Source organism: Saccharopolyspora sp. NPDC002578 (genome assembly GCF_053592695.1).
On the sequence record NZ_JBSFWJ010000056.1, the window covers coordinates 1 to 17,883 of the forward strand.

The 17,883-nt window shown below is 72.4% G+C and carries 17 protein-coding genes; 4 read left to right on the top strand and 13 right to left on the bottom strand.

Features of this window, described 5'->3' with window-relative positions:
- Nucleotides 1-237 precede the first annotated feature (237 nt).
- Entirely contained in the window at nucleotides 238-669 is a 432-nt protein-coding gene (locus tag ACWD38_RS22795) for an NUDIX hydrolase (protein ID WP_450124860.1), read from the top strand.
- A gap of 121 nt (nucleotides 670-790) precedes the next feature.
- Here the strand turns inward: ACWD38_RS22795 and metK are convergent, their stop codons facing one another.
- From metK to ACWD38_RS22845, 10 genes are all read right to left on the bottom strand, one after another.
- The gene (metK, locus tag ACWD38_RS22800) at nucleotides 791-1,963 is read right to left on the bottom strand and encodes a methionine adenosyltransferase (protein ID WP_450124881.1); all 1,173 of its coding nucleotides are present in this window, start codon (nucleotides 1,961-1,963) and stop codon (nucleotides 791-793) included.
- 45 nt (nucleotides 1,964-2,008) lie between these two features.
- Nucleotides 2,009-3,262, bottom strand: coding sequence for a bifunctional phosphopantothenoylcysteine decarboxylase/phosphopantothenate--cysteine ligase CoaBC (gene coaBC, locus ACWD38_RS22805; protein WP_184478181.1), 1,254 nt, complete (start codon nucleotides 3,260-3,262; stop codon nucleotides 2,009-2,011).
- A 13-nt stretch (nucleotides 3,263-3,275) separates the two neighbouring features.
- Nucleotides 3,276-3,569: a DNA-directed RNA polymerase subunit omega gene (gene rpoZ, locus ACWD38_RS22810; protein WP_184478180.1), complete on the bottom strand. Its 294-nt coding sequence runs from the start codon at nucleotides 3,567-3,569 to the stop codon at nucleotides 3,276-3,278.
- A gap of 106 nt (nucleotides 3,570-3,675) precedes the next feature.
- On the bottom strand, nucleotides 3,676-4,278 hold the full coding sequence (gene gmk, locus ACWD38_RS22815) for a guanylate kinase (RefSeq protein ID WP_184478179.1): 603 nt from the start codon (nucleotides 4,276-4,278) through the stop codon (nucleotides 3,676-3,678).
- A complete protein-coding gene (gene mihF / locus ACWD38_RS22820) occupies nucleotides 4,275-4,592 on the bottom strand; it encodes an integration host factor, actinobacterial type (RefSeq protein ID WP_184484996.1) in 318 nt (105 codons plus the stop codon). The genes gmk and mihF overlap by 4 nt, the downstream gene beginning before the upstream one ends.
- Before the next feature lie 587 nt (nucleotides 4,593-5,179).
- On the bottom strand, nucleotides 5,180-5,488 hold the full coding sequence (locus ACWD38_RS22825) for a hypothetical protein (protein WP_184478178.1): 309 nt from the start codon (nucleotides 5,486-5,488) through the stop codon (nucleotides 5,180-5,182).
- Between the two features lie 189 nt (nucleotides 5,489-5,677).
- Complete coding sequence (locus tag ACWD38_RS22830) at nucleotides 5,678-6,286, bottom strand: hypothetical protein (protein WP_450124861.1); 609 nt, start codon at nucleotides 6,284-6,286, stop codon at nucleotides 5,678-5,680.
- The gene (locus ACWD38_RS22835) at nucleotides 6,283-7,338 is read right to left on the bottom strand and encodes a serine/threonine-protein kinase (protein ID WP_450124862.1); all 1,056 of its coding nucleotides are present in this window, start codon (nucleotides 7,336-7,338) and stop codon (nucleotides 6,283-6,285) included. The genes ACWD38_RS22830 and ACWD38_RS22835 overlap by 4 nt, the downstream gene beginning before the upstream one ends.
- A gap of 140 nt (nucleotides 7,339-7,478) precedes the next feature.
- Nucleotides 7,479-8,810 carry an amino acid permease gene (locus ACWD38_RS22840; protein WP_184484994.1) on the bottom strand — a complete coding sequence of 444 codons (1,332 nt, stop codon included), beginning with the start codon at nucleotides 8,808-8,810 and terminating at the stop codon, nucleotides 7,479-7,481.
- A 687-nt stretch (nucleotides 8,811-9,497) separates the two neighbouring features.
- Complete coding sequence (locus ACWD38_RS22845; protein WP_450124863.1) at nucleotides 9,498-10,241, bottom strand: ESX secretion-associated protein EspG; 744 nt, start codon at nucleotides 10,239-10,241, stop codon at nucleotides 9,498-9,500.
- A gap of 351 nt (nucleotides 10,242-10,592) precedes the next feature.
- Here ACWD38_RS22845 and ACWD38_RS22850 point away from each other — a divergent pair, with 351 nt between their 5' ends.
- Nucleotides 10,593-13,280, top strand: coding sequence for a BTAD domain-containing putative transcriptional regulator (locus tag ACWD38_RS22850; RefSeq protein ID WP_450124864.1), 2,688 nt, complete (start codon nucleotides 10,593-10,595; stop codon nucleotides 13,278-13,280).
- A gap of 193 nt (nucleotides 13,281-13,473) precedes the next feature.
- Here the strand turns inward: ACWD38_RS22850 and ACWD38_RS22855 are convergent, their stop codons facing one another.
- From ACWD38_RS22855 to ACWD38_RS22865, 3 genes are all read right to left on the bottom strand, one after another.
- Nucleotides 13,474-13,698 (bottom strand): hypothetical protein, encoded by a 225-nt coding sequence (locus ACWD38_RS22855; protein WP_450124865.1) that lies wholly within the window; start codon nucleotides 13,696-13,698, stop codon nucleotides 13,474-13,476.
- Between the two features lie 259 nt (nucleotides 13,699-13,957).
- Nucleotides 13,958-15,148: a glycosyltransferase gene (locus ACWD38_RS22860; protein WP_450124866.1), complete on the bottom strand. Its 1,191-nt coding sequence runs from the start codon at nucleotides 15,146-15,148 to the stop codon at nucleotides 13,958-13,960.
- Between the two features lie 91 nt (nucleotides 15,149-15,239).
- The gene (locus ACWD38_RS22865) at nucleotides 15,240-15,800 is read right to left on the bottom strand and encodes a TetR/AcrR family transcriptional regulator (protein ID WP_450124867.1); all 561 of its coding nucleotides are present in this window, start codon (nucleotides 15,798-15,800) and stop codon (nucleotides 15,240-15,242) included.
- 94 nt (nucleotides 15,801-15,894) lie between these two features.
- Here ACWD38_RS22865 and ACWD38_RS22870 point away from each other — a divergent pair, with 94 nt between their 5' ends.
- Both ACWD38_RS22870 and ACWD38_RS22875 read left to right on the top strand, forming a co-directional pair.
- A complete protein-coding gene (locus ACWD38_RS22870; RefSeq protein ID WP_450124868.1) occupies nucleotides 15,895-16,635 on the top strand; it encodes an SDR family oxidoreductase in 741 nt (246 codons plus the stop codon).
- Nucleotides 16,636-16,863: 228 nt separating this feature from the next.
- Nucleotides 16,864-17,823 carry a TIGR03564 family F420-dependent LLM class oxidoreductase gene (locus ACWD38_RS22875; protein WP_450124869.1) on the top strand — a complete coding sequence of 320 codons (960 nt, stop codon included), beginning with the start codon at nucleotides 16,864-16,866 and terminating at the stop codon, nucleotides 17,821-17,823.
- The last annotated feature ends 60 nt before the right edge of the window (nucleotides 17,824-17,883 follow it).

Genomic DNA, 17,883 nt, shown 5'->3' on the forward strand with positions numbered 1-17,883 from the left:
CGGCTTCCTCGCTGCGGGATCGATTTCTCATGTATGTCCATACACAGCGAAATCGCTGTCCTCGCGAGGAAGCCGCTGAGAACCCGCCGGTGGTCTTCTTGCTCAGGCTGATCACTGCTCAGCGGCTCCGCCGCTGACAAGACAACGACCGACAACGCCACTCACCTGGAAAGACAAGATCAAAGGCAGGCAGTAGGCTTCGGCCCCGTCTCCGGCCGAGGGTGAGGATTTCCGCGCATGCCTGATCGACATCTCGTCGACGCCCACGTCCTGCTGGTGCGCGAGGACCGGGTCCTGCTCAGCAAGCGCCGCGGCGACGCCTTCGACGGCTGCTGGCACCTGCCCGCGGGCAAGGTCGACGCGGGTGAGGACGTGCTCTCCGCCGCCGCCCGCGAGGCGTGGGAGGAGGTCGGGGTGCGGATCGACCCGGCGGACCTCGCGCACGTGCACACCGTGCACATCACCGGCTCCGGCCAGGAGCCGCGGTTCGGGCTGTTCTTCCGCACCGCCCGCTGGGACGGGGAGCCGTCGAACCGCGAGCCCGCCAAGTGCCACGGCCTCGACTGGTTCCCGGTGGACGCGCTGCCCGAACCGATGATCGGGTACGCGGCGCTGGGCATCCGGGCGCTGCGCACCGGAGTCCCGTTCTCGATCCACGGCTGGAGCTGACCGCCTGCCGTTGATCTCGGCTCGAGCAGTGGGTCGGGTAGCGGAACCCCAGCGGCTCCGGACAAGACAACGACCACCGACCCCGCTCACCCGGGAAGGCAAGATCAAAGACAGGCGGTGATCAGACCGCGGCGCGCAACGCGGCGGCCCGGTCCGCGCGTTCCCAGGGCAGGTCGAGCTCGGTGCGCCCGAAGTGCCCGTAGGCCGCGGTCGGCGCGTAGATCGGCCGCAGCAGGCCGAGATCGCGGATGATCGCAGCGGGCCGCAGGTCGAACACGGCACCGATGGCGTCCTGGATCCGTTGCGGCGCAACGGTTTCGGTGCCGAAGGTCGCCACCGACAACCCGACCGGGGCCGCGGCGCCGATGGCGTAGGCCACCTGCACCTCGACGCGCTCCGCGAGCCCTGCGGCCACGACGTTGCCCGCGATCCACCGCAGCGCGTACGCCGCTGATCGGTCGACTTTGGACGGATCCTTGCCGGAGAAGGCACCGCCGCCGTGGCGGGCCATGCCGCCGTAGGTGTCCACCATGATCTTCCGCCCGGTGAGCCCGGCATCGCCCATCGGCCCGCCCACCACGAACCGCCCCGTCGGGTTCACCAGCACCCGCATCCCCGACTCGTCCAGCTCCAGCCCGGCGACCTCCGGGGCGACGACCAGTTCGCGCACCTCGGCGTCGAGCCGGGCCGGGTCGACGTCGGCCGCGTGCTGGGCGGACACGACCACGGTGTCCAGCGCCACCGGCCGATCCCCGGCGTACTCGACGGTCACCTGCGTCTTGCCGTCCGGGCGCAGGTGCGGCAGCAACCCGTCCTTGCGCACCCGCGCCAACCGCCGGGCGAGCCGGTGGGCCAGCGCGATCGGCAGCGGCATGCGTTCCGGGGTGTCGGCGCAGGCGTAGCCGAACATCAGCCCCTGATCTCCGGCGCCCTGCCGCGCGACCTCGTCGTCGAGCCCTTCGACGCGGGATTCGTAGCCGCGGTCCACGCCGCGCGCGATGTCGGGCGATTGCGCTCCGATGGCGACGTTCACGCCGCAGGAGTTCCCGTCGAACCCCTTCGCGGAGGAGTCGTACCCGATCTCCAGCACGCGTTCCCGCACGAGCGCGGGGATGTCGACGTAGGCCTCGCTGGTGACCTCGCCCGCGATGTGCACCTGCCCGGTGGTGACCATCGCCTCCACGGCGACGCGGGACAGCGGGTCCTGCGCGAGCAGCGCGTCCAGCGCCGCGTCGCTGAGCGCGTCGCAGATCTTGTCCGGGTGCCCCTCGGTCACCGATTCGCTGGTGAACAGCCGCCGCACGATCCCACCCCCTGGGAGAACGGGTGCGGCCCGGACTCAGCTCCGCTCGCCGAGCCGCCGGGTCACAGCATCCCACAGCCGCGCCGAGAGCAGGGACTTCGCGCCGTGCGGCAGCGGGGTCTCGGTGCCGTCGGTGGACAGCAGCCAGCCCGCGTTGTCCTCCATCTCGAAGGCCTTGCCGTCGCCGACGGTGTTCACCACCAGCAGGTCGCAGCCCTTGCGGTCGAGCTTGCGGCGGCCGTGGTCGAGCACCGGGGTGTCCGGGTCCCCGGTCTCGGCGGCGAAACCGACGATCAGACCGGTGTCGAGCTCGCCGTCGCGGCGCCGCTCGACGAGCTCGGCGAGGATGTCCGGGTTCCGGGTCAGCTTCACCGGCGCCGGGTCCGCGTCCACCTTCTTGATCTTGTGCTGGGCGAGGTCGACGGGCCGGAAGTCGGCGACCGCCGCGGCCATCACGACCGCGTCGGCCCCCTGCGACTCGGCCAGCACCGATTCCCGCAGCTGCTCGGCGGTGCCCACGTGCACCACGCGCACTCCGGCGGGTTCCACCAGGTCCGCCGTGTGCGCGGAGATCAGCACGACCTCGGCACCGCGGTGCGCGGCGACCCGCGCCAACGCGTAGCCCTGCCGACCGGACGAGCGATTCCCCAGGTACCGCACCGGATCCAGCGGCTCCCGGGTGCCTCCCGCCGAGATCACCACCCGGCGGCCTTCCAGGTCCCGGGGCAGCGCGGACGCCGAGGACAGCAGCAACCGGCCCAGGTCGACGATCTCCACCGGGTCCGGCAACCGGCCCTTGCCGGTGTCCTTGCCGGTGAGCCTGCCGCTGGCCGGTTCCGCGACGACCACTCCCCTGGAGCGCAAGGTCGCCACGTTCTGCCGCGTCGCCGGGTGCTCCCACATCTCGGTGTGCATCGCGGGCACCATCAGCACCGGGCACCTCGCGGTGAGCAGCGTCGAGGTGAGCAGGTCGTCGGCTTGGCCGTGCGCGGCGCGCGCGAGCAGGTCCGCGGTGGCCGGCGCGACCACGACGAGCTCGGCCTCCTGACCGAGCCGCACGTGCTGCACCTGGTCGACGTCGGTGAACACCCCGGTGCGCACCGGATGCCCGGACAACGCCTCGAAGGTGGCGGAACCGACGAAGTTCAACGCCGACTCGGTGGGCACCACCCGCACGTCATGACCGGATTCGGTCAGCCGGCGCAGCACGTCGCAGGCCTTGTAGGCCGCGATGCCGCCGCTGACGCCCAGCACGACCCGCGGGCGACGCCCGGAAGGTTGCTGTGTCACGGGGAGTTCCGGCTCACTCGCCTTCGGTGTGCTCGAGAACGCCGGAGTGGATCTCGCGCAGCGCGATGGACAGCGGCTTCTCCCGCGGGCCCGGCTCCACCAGCGGTCCGACGTACTCCAGCAGGCCTTCGCCGAGCTGGGCGTAGTAGTCGTTGATCTGCCGGGCGCGCTTGGCCGCGTAGATCGCCAGCGCGTACTTCGAGCTGACCTGCTCCAGCAGGTCGTCGATCGGCGGGTTGGTGATGCCCTCCGGCGAGGTCAGCGAGGACCGGGTGTTGAGGGCGGCGAGCGCGTTGGGCGTGGTCACGTGGTGGCTCCTGCTCTGAACGAAGAATGCGGTGGGCGCCGGCGCGTGGACCGCGGCGACTCGGCTCGGCCGACGGCTGGCGCCGGTCCGGCATCCGAGCACGGGCTCAGACCCGGCGACCGGTCACCAATCGTATCAATTCGCTGGTCGCGGACCGCACATCGGCGTTGACCACGGTGTCGTCGAACTCCGGTTCGGCGGCGAGCTCTTCCCGCGCGGTCTGCAAGCGGGCCTCGACGACCTCGGGATCTTCGGTGCCGCGCCCGGTGAGCCGCTGCACGAGCTCCTCCCAGGACGGCGGCAGCAGCATCACGAGCCGCGCCTCGGGCATCGACTCGCGCACCTGCCGGGCGCCCTGCAGTTCGATCTCCAGCACGGCGTCGCGACCGGCGGCGAGCGCGTGCTCGACGGGCCCGCGGGGCGTGCCGTAGTAGTTGCCCGCGTACCGCGCGTGCTCGAGGAGTTCGCCCGCGGCGACCATCCGCTCGAACTCGGCGACGCCGACGAAGTGGTAGTGCGCGCCGTCCACCTCGCCCGCGCGGGGGCGCCTGGTGGTCACCGAAACGCTGAAGTAGATCTCCGGTGCCTGCTCGCGCAGCTCGTTCAGCACGCTGGACTTCCCGACGCCGGAAGGCCCGGAAACGACGGTGAGCCGGGGCCCGTCCTGACGGACCGACCCCGGCTCGACACCGGTACGGGTGTCGATCACTCGGCGGCGAACTCGGTGAGCAGCGCCTTGCGCTGACGCTCACCCAGCCCGCGGAGCCGGCGGCTGTTAGCGATCTCCAGCCGCTCCATGATCTGCTGTGCGCGGACCTTGCCCACGCCGGGAAGGGCCTCAAGCAGCGCGGACACCTTCATCTTGCCCAAGACCTCGTCGTTGTCGGCGGTGTCCAGGACCTCTGCCAGGCTGGTTCCACCGCGCTTGAGGCGCTCTTTGAGCTCGGCTCGGGCGCGACGGGCGGCAGCCGCCTTTTCCAAAGCTGCTGCCCGCTGCTCCTCGGTCAGCTGGGGAAGGGCCACCATGTCCTCCGTGATGTGGGGTTTCTCTTGATCGGTGCGGCGACGGTACCGACTCCCGCCCACCGGGTTCCACGCGGGTCCGGCTTGTCGAGCGGGCGTTTCGGGGAAGATCCCGCCGCCTGACCCTTCGGACGGTTCGTACAAGGGGTGCACGAACACTCGGGTCGCTGCAACTACTACCAACAATGGCGCTGAAGTGCACTAACCTGGGAGAAAACTCTTCCGATCTGTCCGATTTCCGGGCGGTTGAGCGACGCTGGGTGCGTCCTCGCAGGTCACGGGGAGACCGATACCACGGCGACGGGAAGTCGATCAAGATCGAATCCGACTTCCCCCCGATCTTGCCGGGCTTTTTTCACCGATCCCGCCCGGAATTCGTACTCGACCCCTCGAACGGCGCCGCAGCCGGGCCCGGCCCGAGCCCGCTCGGACGGCAATGAAATGATCATGGTCGGGCGCGTTCCCGCGCAGGTCGCCGCGCGAGCGGCCCGCTCCCCGCCAGCACCGCACCGCCTCGGAGGACGCACCGCGATGAGCCCCCACCCGGCGCGTCGACCGGAGCGCGCGCACCGCGCTCCGGGCGCCCGTCAGTGTTCGCGCTCGCCCGCCGCGGGCAGCGCGACTCCCCAGAGATCGCCGTCGAAGAAGCCCGGATCTCCTTTGATGGAACCGGCCCAGCACTCCTCGCCCGCGCCGTCGAGATGAGCCGCGGCGCCGTCTTCCGGCACGTCCAAGCAGAACGGGGAACAACCGGCCTGCTCGGGGATGATCGGGTCCGCCGCGGCCGTCGCGGCCCGGATGACCTCCGCCCACACGGCCTCGACGCAGGACCTCGGTTCGCCGCTGTGCGGATCTCGCGGGCCTCGTACCCGCCACGCCCCCATGTCGTCGTGCACCGACCGCTCCTCGCTGTCGCCGGGGCACCATCGCGCCGCCGGCAGCTCCATCCCAGTGCGCCCGACGTTAGCGCAACGAGGGCCGGAGCCGACAAGGTTTCGTAGCACGACAACCCAGGGCTTTCCCAGTGAAGATCCACTTCGCGGGCGGTGGCCCGGCGCGGGAGAAGGGCGTTTCCGGCCGCTGCTTCACTGACCGCCCGAGTCGCCCTGACCGTCCGAGTCGCCCTGGTCGCCCGAGGTCCCCCGGCCGTTCGCGTTCCCCTGGCCGTTCTGCGACTGGTCGGTGCCGACGTTGTCCCCGCTCTGGCCGTTCTGCTCGTTCGCCGGAGGACTTCCCGGCGAGTTCGGCACCGGCTGCTGCGGCGCCTCGGTCTGCTTCTTGGCCTGCCCCGGCGGCAACGTCGCGTCCGGCGGCGCCTTGACCGTCGTACCGGGCGCCGTGACCACCTGCCCCGGCGCCGGCGGTTCCCCGGGCACGGTGACGACCACGGGCGGCGGCGGTGCGGGCAGCGGGAGGGTCGCGACGTCCTCGGCCACGCGGTCGGCGGCCGTCAGCAGGCTGCGGGCGTAGGCGGGGTCCAACCTGCCGCGGGCCTGGGCCTCGGCGATGCCCCTGGTCAGCTCCGCGAGCGCGAACTCCGACGCCACCCGGTCGTGCCGCCGCGCCGCGCTGTCCACTTCGGACACGGCCGCCTTCAGCGCGGCGCGCACGTCCGGTTCGACGAGCGTTCGCGGGGCACCGCTGCACGAACTGAGCAGCAGCGCGGCCAGAACGGTCCACAGTGGTGTTCTCATTCGTCCACCAGCTCGGTCAGGTTCGCCAGGTCCGCGGGCAGCCGGTCCACCCCGGGCGGCCCGGTGACGGGCGGCGGCATCGGCAGGTCCGGCGCGCTCTCCACCGGCAGCAGCAGGAACACCGCGCCGAGGACCGCCGCCGCGATCGGCACCCCGAGCCACGGCCACCACCTCCGGCGGCGGGCGGGTTCCTCACCGGCCGCCTCCACGGGCAGCGTCGGGTCGACCTCCGGCTTCGCCGCGGACGGGCTGATCTCCCCGGACAGCAGCCGCACGCAGCGGGCCGCCGACGGCCGGTCGTCGGGGTCGTCGGCGGTCATCGCGCGCAGCGTCCCGGCGAGCGGCTCGGGCAACGACTCGGGGATGCGCGGCTTGCGGGTCAGGCGCGCCACCGCGGCCTCGGCTTTGGTGCCGTCGTACTCGGCCCGGCCGGTGAGGCACTCCAGCAGCACCAGGGCCAGCGAGTACAGGTCGGCGGGGTAGCCGATCTCCTCGTCGCGGACCTGCTCGGGCGCCATGTAGTGCGCGGAACCCATGATGATGCCGGAGTCGGTCATCCGGCCCACCGCGTCCGCGAGCCGGGAGATGCCGAAGTCGGCGAGGAAGACCTGCTCGTCGTCGGTGATCAGCACGTTGGACGGCTTCACGTCCCGGTGCACGATGCCGTTCTCGTGCACGTACGCGAGCACCACGGCGATCCGCCTGCCGAGTTCGAGGACGTCTTCGGGCTCGACGGTGCCCGATTCGATGACGTTGGTGAGGGTGCGGCCCTCGACGAGCTGCATCACCAGGAAGGGCTCGCCGTCGCCGGACTCCGCGCCGAAGTCGTGCACGGTGACCAGGCCGGGATGGCTCAACCGGGCCAGCAGCCGGGCTTCGTCCTCGAAGCGGCGGCGGGAGGACTCGTCGGCGTTGGAGCGGAACACCTTGACCGCGACCGGTCGTTGCAGCCGGGTGTCCACCGCGCGGTACACCTCGGACATCCCACCGCGCCCCAAGCGCCTGCCGAGCCGGTACCGACCGGCCAGCAGCGGCGGTGCCGCGTCCGTCATCCGGGCCTCCGAACGGTCCACTTCGATCAACCGCCGGGAACCCTAACCGAAGCGGGGCCCCGGTGGATCACTCCAGCGTCGCGAAACGGCGACGGGCCGCCCGACCTGCCGGTCGGACGGCCCGCTGACCTCGCTCGGAACTACTCGCGTTCCATCGCGGACATGTCGATGCGCCCGCGGACGCAGAACCAGCCGATGACCAGCGCGATGAGGATCAGCGGCAACGCCATCAGGGTGATCTGCCCGATCTCGTCGAAGCCCATCAGCACCACGACGGAAGCCAGGAAGGCCAGCGTGACGTACTCGATGTACGGGGAGAACGGCAGCCGGTAGCTCGGCCGCGTGACCTCGCCGCGGTTGGCCTTGCGCACGAACAGCAGGTGGCTGAGCACGATGATCGCCCAGGTCGCGAGGATGCCGATCGAGGCGAAGTTCAGCACGATCTCGAACGCCTGCTCCGGCACGACCGCGTTGAGCCCGACGCCGACGACGCAGACCGCGGCGGTGAGCAGGATGCCGCCGTAGGGCACCTGGCTCTTGTTCATCGCGCCGGTGAACTTCGGCGCCGATCCGGCCAGCGACATGGAGCGCAGGATGCGGCCGGTGGAGTACAGCCCCGAGTTGAGGCTGGACATGGCCGCGGTCAGCACCACGAGGTTCATCACGTCACCGGCGTAGGGAACGCCGAGGTTGGCCAGCACGGTGACGAACGGGCTCTCGCCGTCCTTGTAGGAGCTCCACGGCATCAGCATGGTCAGCAGCGCCACGGAACCGACGTAGAAGATCCCGATCCGCCACATGATCGAGTTGATCGCCTTCGGCATGATCTTCTCGGGGTTCTCGGTCTCACCCGCGGCGACGCCGACGAGTTCGACCGAGGCGTAGGCGAACACGACGCCCTGCATGATCAGCACGACCGGCACGATCCCGGCCGGGAAGATGCCGCCGTTGTCGGAGATGATCGAGAACCCGGCCTGGTGGCCGTCGATGGCGTGGCCGGTCACGATCAGGTAGATGCCGACGAGCATGAACACGACCAGCGCGCCGACCTTGACGATGGCGAACCAGAACTCCATCTCGCCGAACAGCCGCACCGAGACCATGTTCAGCGCGAGCACGATCGCCAGGGCGATCAGCGCCAGGACCCACTGCGGGATCGGCGAGAACATCGCCCAGAAGTGCGCGTAGAGCGCGATCGCGGTGATGTCGGCGATGCCGGTGGTGGACCAGTTCAGGAAGTGCATCCAGCCCGCGGTGTAGGCCCCCTTCTCGCCCATGAACTCCCGCGCGTAGGACACGAAAGCGCCGGAGGAGGGACGGTAGAGGATGAGCTCACCGAGCGAGCGCACCACGAAGAACGCGAACAGCCCGCACACCGCGTAGGCGATGGCGAGGGCGGGCCCGGCCTGCACGAGCCGGCCGCCCGCACCGAGGAAGAGCCCGGTGCCGATCGCGCCACCGATGGCGATCATGTTGATGTGCCGTGCTTTCAGCGATTTGCTGTAGCCGGCGTCCCCGGCGTCGACGGGCGGCTGCCCGCCCGAGTCGCCGCCGGTCTGGAGGGTTTCTTGGCTCACGGTGCCCGGAATTTCCGTTCTGCTCGTCCACGCGGTCGGTCCGCGTGGTTGCTCGCGACGCCTCAGGGTCGTCGGTCCGGACGCTCGGGGGTTCGCCTCGATGCGCGGAGTCGCCGGCGCGGAGGGGTCTTTCTCGGGGCGCACCGGGCCGGGCGACCACGTTTCAGCGGCGCGCACAACCCGTTCCGATGCTTGGGACGGAATGGTGAAGCGCACACGCTGCGTTGTCAAGATCCACAGCGCATCACCCGAATTGAGCAGTATTTCCGGGGTGAAAGTGTAATGAAAGTCGCAGTCCGCGCATGTTTCCCTAGGTCACGAACTCGCAGTCGAACCCGCAGGGCACAGGCCCGAACCTCGTCCGGTGAGGGATTTCCCGGAACACTGGGTACCCGAGCCGTTCACCCGGAGTCAACCTCGCCGGCGCGGTGTTGAATCCGGCGGGAGTCGAATACCGGACGCCCATTCGATCCACTCCGGTGCAATTCTCGACCCCCACCGAAATCAATTCTTAACTCGGCGGCGGTGCGCCGAGCGCGGCAGGGCGCACGCGACGGGCCCTTGGCGAGAACCGCCGACCCGTCAGGCCACTGTGGACATCAGCTCGGCGACCCGGCGGGCGATGCGCTGATCGTCGGCCGGGGCGATGCTCAGCCAGGGCCCGTCGGCGGCCACCAGGTACCGGCCCCGGTGGGTGTCGAACCAGCTCACCTCGGAGCCGGCCGCGCGCGCACCTCGGACCACCCCGAAACTCCCGCCGCCACGACGTCGCGCCACCAATCCCAGCAGTGCCACCGCGTTGCGCTCGGACATCCCGGCCCGCACCAGCTCGGCGCGGCCTCCCGCACCCGGCTCCCCCGTCACGACCGGCAGCGCCTCGCGCGGGATCCGCCGCAGCGCCCGGCCCGGTGCCGCCGCACCCCGTGGCAGCACGCCGACGATCGACACCGCCAGCTCGGTCGGCCGGATCTCGATCACCCGCAGTTCGTCGCCGACGATCCTGCCGAGCACCCCGGTGCGCCCGTCGGTCGCCGCCAGCGCCGGGAGCGGACCATCCCCGCAACCCGCGTGGTGCACCGCGGCCGGCGGGTCGACCAGCATCCGCAGCAGCGCGGCGGGGCGCGCGGCTAGGGCGCCCCCGTTCGCGAGCCCGCGCCGGTGCAACGCCCGGTACGCCTCGGCGGTGCGCGCGGCGCGCTCCGGCACGCTCGCGCCGACGCTGGCCACCGCCAGCGGGAACGGCGCGCGCCGCACTCCCAGCTCGCCGCCGAGGAGGTCGAACTCCGCGGTGGACAGCACAAAATCCGCACCGGTCATCGCGGTCATCGCGGGCCCCGCCCCACCGGAAGCGCTCCGGCGCCACCCCCTCGGGGCGCCGGAGCGGCCTCCACCCACCGCGGACGGCTGTCGAGCGGTCCGCGGGTCGCTGCGCCCGCACCGGATCCGGTGCTCGGTTCGACCGCGGACCGCTCGGATCCCGGCGAGATCCACCGCCACGAGGCGGATCCCGCGCCGGGAACGTCGTGCTCGCCCATGCCCCTCCCTTGCCTGGACGGGCACGTCTCCCCTTCGCTCCCGATCACTCAACCATGATCACGGATCCGGCTAATCTGGTGCCAACGTCGCGCCAACGCGCTCGGAGCGGCCGACCCGGGCGGTTCGTCCACCGGAGGTCCAGTGATCCGCATCCGCCTGCTCGGGCAGGTCGAACTGCTGCGAAGCGACGGCGGCGCGGTCGTGCTCGGGGCCGCGAAGCGCCGCGCGGTGCTGGCCGCGCTGGCCGGGCAGCTGGGCACGGTGGTGCCGGGCGAGCGGTTGATCGACGTGGTGTGGCAGGGCGCCGCGCCGCGAACGGCGAAAGCCGCGCTGCAGGGCCACATCGCCCAGCTGCGCAAGTCCCTCGGCGACGGCGTCGAGCTCGTCACCCGCTCCCCCGGCTACCAGCTGCTCGCCGACCGCTCGCTGCTGGACCTGACCCGGTTCGAGGACCTGCTGGTGGCGGCGCGCGGCGCGACCGACGCGGCGGCCGTCGAGCTGCTGCGCGAAGCCCTGGCGCTGCGACGCGGCCCGGTGCTGGCCGACGTCCCGCTGGAGTCGCTGCGCAGGGAGCTCGCGGTCCGGGCCGACGAGTCTGCGGTCGCCGCGACCGAGGACCTGGCGACGCGGCTGCACCGGCTCGGCCGCGCGGAGGAGTCGGTCGCACCGCTGCGCAGCGCCGTCGAGCTGCGACCGCTGCGCGAACCGCTGGTGCGGCTGCTGGTGCTGGCGCTGCACGGCGCGGGCCGGCAAGCGGACGCGCTGGAGGTCTACCACGCCACCCGGCAGCGGCTCGCCGACGAACTCGGCCTCGATCCGGGACGCGCGCTGCGGCAGGCGTTCCACACCGTGCTCGAAGTCGACGAACGCCCCGCCGCGGCGCCCGTTCCGGCGCAACTTCCCCGGCCGCTGACCGGTTTCACCGGCCGCACCCGCGAACTCGACCGCCTCGGCGCGGGTCCGCCCGCCGACGGAGCCGTGCGCGTGCTGGTCGGGGCCGCCGGGATCGGCAAGACGGCGTTGGCGCTGCGCTGGGCGCACCGGGTCGCCGCGCGGTTCCCAGACGGGCAGCTGTTCGCCGACCTGCGCGGTTTCGGCGCCGGTGCGGCCACCGAACCGGGCCGGGTGCTGGCCGGGTTCCTGCGCGCGCTGGGCGTGCCCGACGACGCGGTCCCGCCGGAGGTGGAGCAGCGGGCCGCGCTGTACCGCTCGCTGCTGGCGGGGCGCTCGGTGCTGGTGCTGCTCGACGACGCCCGTTCCGCCGCGCAGGTCCGGCCGCTGCTGCCGGGGGCGCCGGGCTGCGCGGTGCTGGTGACGAGCCGCAGCAGGCTCGACGACCTGGCCGTCACCGAGGGCGCCGTGCGGATTCCGGTGCCCGCGCTGGAACTCCCGGAGGCGATCGCCCTCCTGGAGCGCGTGCTCGGCGCCGAGCGGGTCGCCGCCGAGCCGGACGCGGCGGCGGAACTGGCCGAGTCGTGCGACCGCTCCCCGCTGGCGCTGCGGATCGCCGCGACCCGCTTCGACCAGGGCACGGTCCGAGCGGCGGCCGACGCGCTGGCCGCGGAGCAGCACCGGCTGGACCGGCTCGCGCTGCCGGAGGCGGGCCCGGTGGTGCGCTCGGCGCTGGAGTCCAGCTACCGCGAGCTCGACGCCCCGAGCGGCCGCATGTTCCGGCTGCTGGGCGCGCATCCCGGGCCCGAGATCGACGGTGCCGCGGCGACCGCGCTCGCCGGTGCCACGGCGCCCGAGGCCCGGCGGGCGCTGCAGAAGCTGATGGCCCTGCACCTGCTGCGCGAAACCGGCCCGGACCGGTACGCGCGGGATGAGCTGGTGCGGCTGGCGGCGGCGTCGCTCGACGAGTCGGGTGCGGGGGAGCGCGACCTCGCGGTCGCGCGCCTGCTGGAGCACTACGCGAGCACCGCCGCGGGCGCGCACCGCAGCCTCGCCGACCGGTTCTGGTGGTCACCCGACCTGACGGCCGACCAGCTCCCTTCTCCCGGTTCAGGTTTGCGGTACTTCCGGACCGAGGAGCACAACCTGCACCACGCCCTGCGGCTGGCCCGCGCGGAGGGCCACCACGACCTGGTGTGGCGGCTCGCGTCGAGCCTGGAGCGCTTCCACCACCACGTCGGTGATCTGCACGGTCAAGCCGAAATCCTGCGGAGCGGGCTCGTCGCGGCGCGCGAATCCGGCGAATCCCGCGCGGTGATGCGGTTCCACCTGAGGCTCGGCATCAACTTCGCGGAACGCGAACAGGTCGGCGGCGCGCTGCTGCACGGCGAGCAGGCGGTGCGGCTGTCCCGGGGTGATCGGCACGACGAGTGCCGGGCGCTGCTCGGGCTCGGCTCGTTCCAGCTCGCCGCTCGCCGCCCGCCGGCGGCGATGGCGAGCGTGTCCGCCGCCGCCGAGATCGCCCGGTCCGTGGACGACCAGGTCGCCGAGTCGACCGCGATGATCATCACCGCGCTCGCCCGGCACGAGCTCGGCCGCCGCGCGGAGGCGTTCCACGCGCTGCGCGACTCCGTGGGGCTGCTCACCGACGAGACCGAGCGGGCGCCGACCTCCGGGCTGCTGCTGGTCATCGGCAGCACGCTGCACCACTACGAGCAGCACGAGCAGGCCCTCGGGTTGTTCCACCGCGGCCTGGACACCGCGGCCGAACTCGACGACGTCGTCTACCAGGCCAGGCACCACCGGTCGATCGCCATCACCCTGCACCGAATGCGCGGACGCAGCGCCGCCACTCCGCACCTGATCCGCGCGGGCAGGCTCTACTCGAAGATCCGCCTCCCGCGCGACCACGCCCGCGACGAGCTCTCCGGAGAGTAACGGCCGAGCCCGCGGGACGAACAGAACGGGAGTGAACGGACCGTTCGCCCAACGGCATTGGACGAACGGTCCGTTCACCCCGCCAGCCGGAGGATCAGCACCGCGACGGCGCTGATCGAGATCACTGCGTTCGGCGAAGCCTCGTGCCGGTTCGCGGCGGAGGCCTCGCCGAATCATGCGGTCACCGCAGGTGTCAGCCGACGCGCCAGAGCTCGTACACGCCGACGCCGGTGTGCCGGCACTCGTGCGGCAGGTCGGCGCCGCCGGGGTTGTTCACGAGGTCCTGGTAGCCCTGCTCGCACGCGGCGGCCGAGGGGTACCAGTAACCCGTGTAGTACCAGCCGACGGCCGCGGCGGGGGCCGCGGTGGCCACCAGCATCCCGAAACCGAGCAGCGCGCCGGTCGCGAACTTCTTCATCAACGTCCTTCTTCCGATCACCGCACCGGATCGTTCGACCCGGTGCCTCGTCGTCCGCACCGTCATCGGTGCTCCTCGAACATGGCGCAACCACGGCCGTGCCCACCGGAAACGCAAGCGGCGGCCGATTTCCGGCGGGGTTCCCCTTACCAAGGGCCGACCGCGAGGAATCCCGGACACCAGCGGGAGATCCAGGCGCGGCGGCGAACTACCCGAACGACCGCGCAGCGTGCCCGTTCGTCCCGCCCCGGACGCGGCGTCAGCTCCCGCCCGCCAACCGCTCCGCCGCGACCCGGGCGCCGTCGGTGCGCACCTCGGCGGCGACGGCACGGGCGCGAGCTCGCACGCCCGGTCGCGAGGCGCGTTCGAGCGCGTCGAGCAGCGACGCGGGAGTCGGCATCCCCGCCGGGTGCGCGGCTCCGATGCCGAGGTCCTCAACACGCCGGGCCCAGTAGTGCTGGTCGTAGACCTGGGGAAGCACGACCTGCGGCACGCCGGCCCGCGCGGCGGTGGTGGTCGTGCCCGCCCCGCCGTGGTGCACGACGGCGGCGACCCGCGGGAACAACACCTGGTGGTCGACCTCGCCGACCACCAGGAGGTCGCCGCCGCGATCGAGGTCGAGTTCCGCCCATCCCCGCGACACGATCACCCGGCGTCCGGCCTCCCGCGCGGCCGCGAGCACCACCCGCCCTACGTCACCACCGGGAGCGGGCATGCTGCCCAGTCCGAAGTAGACGGGCGGCGCACCATCGTCCAAAAAGGACTTGACCGCGACGGGGAGCGGCCCGCCACCGGGCAGGAGCCAGGCGCCCGTCTGGACCACGCCGGGATCACCGGGTTCGGGCCACGGCCCCAGCACCGGATCAGCGGCCAGCCAAGGCTGATCCGTCAGGACGTGGTCCCGCACGTCCTCGACCGGAGCCAATCCGGCGTCGACGCGGTGCGCGTTGAGCGCGGCGCCCCAGGTGTCCTCCCAGCGCTGAGCGTCGGCGGCCCACGCGTCGCGGTGATCTCCGGCCGCGTCCTGCGGCCAACCTGGCCACGGCGCCGGTGCGTGGTGCGGCGACGGCAAGGTGGCGGGGCAGAACTGCGCGTGCACGTGGCCGATCCCCAGCAGTTGCGCCACCGAACGCGCGGCGACCATCACGGCCCCGCACCCCACCAGGACCTCGCAGTCCCGGGCGGCTTCCCGCAACGTGCCGAACTGCGCGGCCACCGCCTCCTGCGCCGCGCGCCGCTTGCCGTCGGGCGACGACAGGTCCCAGGACTCCGCCGCCCGCATCCGCGGCCCGAGGTCGACGACCGGCATCCCCAGATCCTCGATCCGGTCCCGGAAATCCGGCGGCACGCTCACCCGGGCGTCGTGCCCGAGCGCCCGCAGCCGCAGCGCCAGCGCCACCACCGGCTGCACCTCACCCCGCGACCCGATGGTCGCCAGCAACACCCGCATCCGATCCCCCTCCGGCGTCGGCCACCAGCGTGCCCGGATTCCGGCGCGACCACGCGCGAATCGACTGCGGCACCACCGGAACGGCCGCCCGTCAGCGGTGGCGGAGGCCGTCGACGATGACGGTCACGGCGGTGTGCGCCCGCGCGTCCCACTCCGCTTCGGGGATGCGCGCCAGCGCGCCCAGCAGGAGCAGGACGTCGGCCGCGTCGACCTCGGCGCGCAGGTCGCCGGAGGCTCGGCCCGCGTCGAGCAGCGCTTCGAGCGCTTCGTCGAGCCGATGGCCCTGGTCGGCGTGCAGGTCGTGCCACGCCGAGGCTTCGATCGCCGCCATGACACCGCGTTTGACCCGGACGTACTCGATCAGCCGCTGCATCCAGCCGGTCAGCGCGCGTAGCGGGGCGTGTTCGGCCAGCAGCGGCGCGACCGCGTCGACGAGCTGGGTCAGCTCGTGCCGGTACACCTCCGCGAGCAGGTGTTCGCGCGTCGGGAAGTGCCGGTAGAGCGTGCCCTGCCCGACGCCGGCCGCTTTCGCGACGCGGTGCAGCTTCAGGTCGGCGACGGCGCCGTTGGACTCGCTCAGCTCGGCCCGTGCGACCTCGACGATGCGGTCGCGGTTGGCGACCGCGTCCGACCTGCGTTCCCGACCTGACACAGCGCCTCCTCGACCTTCCCCGGAACAAACGGACAACTGTCCGGTACAGTCGACGCCATAACCGGACAGTTGTCAGTTTAGAGGAGTGGTCCCGATGAGCGGACTGGACAGCAAGATCATCGCCATCACCGGAGCCAGCAGCGGCATCGGCGCGGCGACCGCCCTGGAGTTGGCGAACCGCGGTGCGGCGGTCGTGCTCGGCGCCCGGCGCACCGACCGGCTCGACGCGCTCGTGGCGCGCATCCGCGCCGAAGGCGGCCGGGCGGAACCGCTCGACGTCGACGTCACCGACCGCGCCGACCTCGACCGGCTGGTGGCGCTGGCCGTGGACCGGTTCGGGCGCCTCGACGTGCTGGTGGCCAACGCCGGAGTCGCCCGGATCGCGCCGGTGGCCGACCTCGACGTCGACGACTGGGACCAGATGATCGACGTCAACGTGCGCGGCGTGCTGCACGGCATCGCCGCCGCGCTGCCGGTGTTCCGCGAGCAGGGCCGCGGACATCTCGTCACCACCGTGTCGACGTCCGGGCTGAAGATCGTCCCGTCACAGGCCGTCTACGCGGGCACCAAGAACGCAGTCCGCACCGTGCTGGAAGCGCTGCGCCAGGAATCCACCGACGGCGTCCTGCGCACCACCTCCATCTCGCCGGGGTTCGTGCGCACCGAACTCGTCGACCACGTGCAGGACCCCGAGCAGCGGCAGCAGGCGCAGCAGACGATGGCGGAGCTCGGCCTCAGCCCCGACGCCGTGGCCCGCGCCATCGCGTTCGCCGTCGAGCAACCCGACGACGTCGAGATCGGCGACCTGACCATCCGCCCCACCAAGCAGGGCTAGTCCGGGCGGGAGGCCCGCTGGCGTGGAACGGGCCTCCCGAGCGCGGAGTTCCGGTGCGGTCCCCGCTCCACGCGCTCCCGGCGGCTGATCGAGGTACGCGCGGCGCTCCGCGCGCACTACCTCGCGCGCCTGCTCACGACCCGCCTCACCCGCCACGGCCTGGACGTGACCCGTCCGGAGTAGGAGCGCGGATTCCGCCGCCGGGGCGGAATAACGGTCGGTGGGGCCGTGTTCGTTGCGAGCATGGAACTCGGGGTGTCGCTGTCCACCTTCGCGGCCGGCGCGGACAACGTGATCGACGAAGCCGTGCGGCTCGCGGCCGAAGCGGCGGGCGCCGGTGCCGACGCGGTGTGGTTCGGCCAGATGTTCGACTACGACGCGATCGCGGTGAGCGCAACGGTGGGCCGGGAGGTGCCCGGGGTCCGAGTGGGCCCGTCGATCGTGCCCCTCTACCCGCGGCATCCGCTGCTGCTGGCTTCCGCCGCGAAGACGGCGCAGGCGGCGACCGGCGGACGTTTCCGGCTCGGCGTCGGGCTGGGCGCGAAGGCCCTCCTGGAACCCGCCTACGGCGTGCCGTATCCGCCGCCGATCAAGCACTTGCGCGAGCACCTGAGCGCGCTCCGCCCGCTGCTCGACGGCCGCGACGATCCGTTCGAGGGCGAGACGCTGGTCGCCCGCCCGTCCTTGCCGACGGCGGTGCCCGGTGCGGAAACGCGGATCCCGGTGATCGTCGCCGCGATGGGCCCGCAGGCGCTGCGCGTCACCGGCGAGCTCGCCGACGGCACGCTGCCCTTCCTCGCCGGGCCGAAGGCCATCGCCGAGCACATCGCGCCGCAGATCAACGAGGCCGCGCGACGAGCGGACCGACCGGCCCCGCAGATCGTCGCCGCGATCCCCGCCGTCGTCACCGACGACGTGGCCGCGGCACGTGCCCGCGCGCAGCGGCAGATGAGCTTCTACGACTCCGTGCCGTCCTACCGGCGAGCGATCGAGCAGTCCGGCGCGAACGAGGCCGCCGACCTGCTGCTGGCCGGGGACGAGGACACCGTCGCCGCCGGGATCCGCGCCTACGCCGAAGCCGGGGCCACCGCGATCACCCTCACCCAGACCGACCTCACCGGCGACGAGGACCGCCGCCGGACCTGGCGACTCCTGGGAGCGCTGAAGGACGACGCAGCGACCTGGTGAGGCGGCTCCTGGACGTCGCGAACGCCCGTGACGTCGCCCGATCCCAGTCCCGCCCGGCGG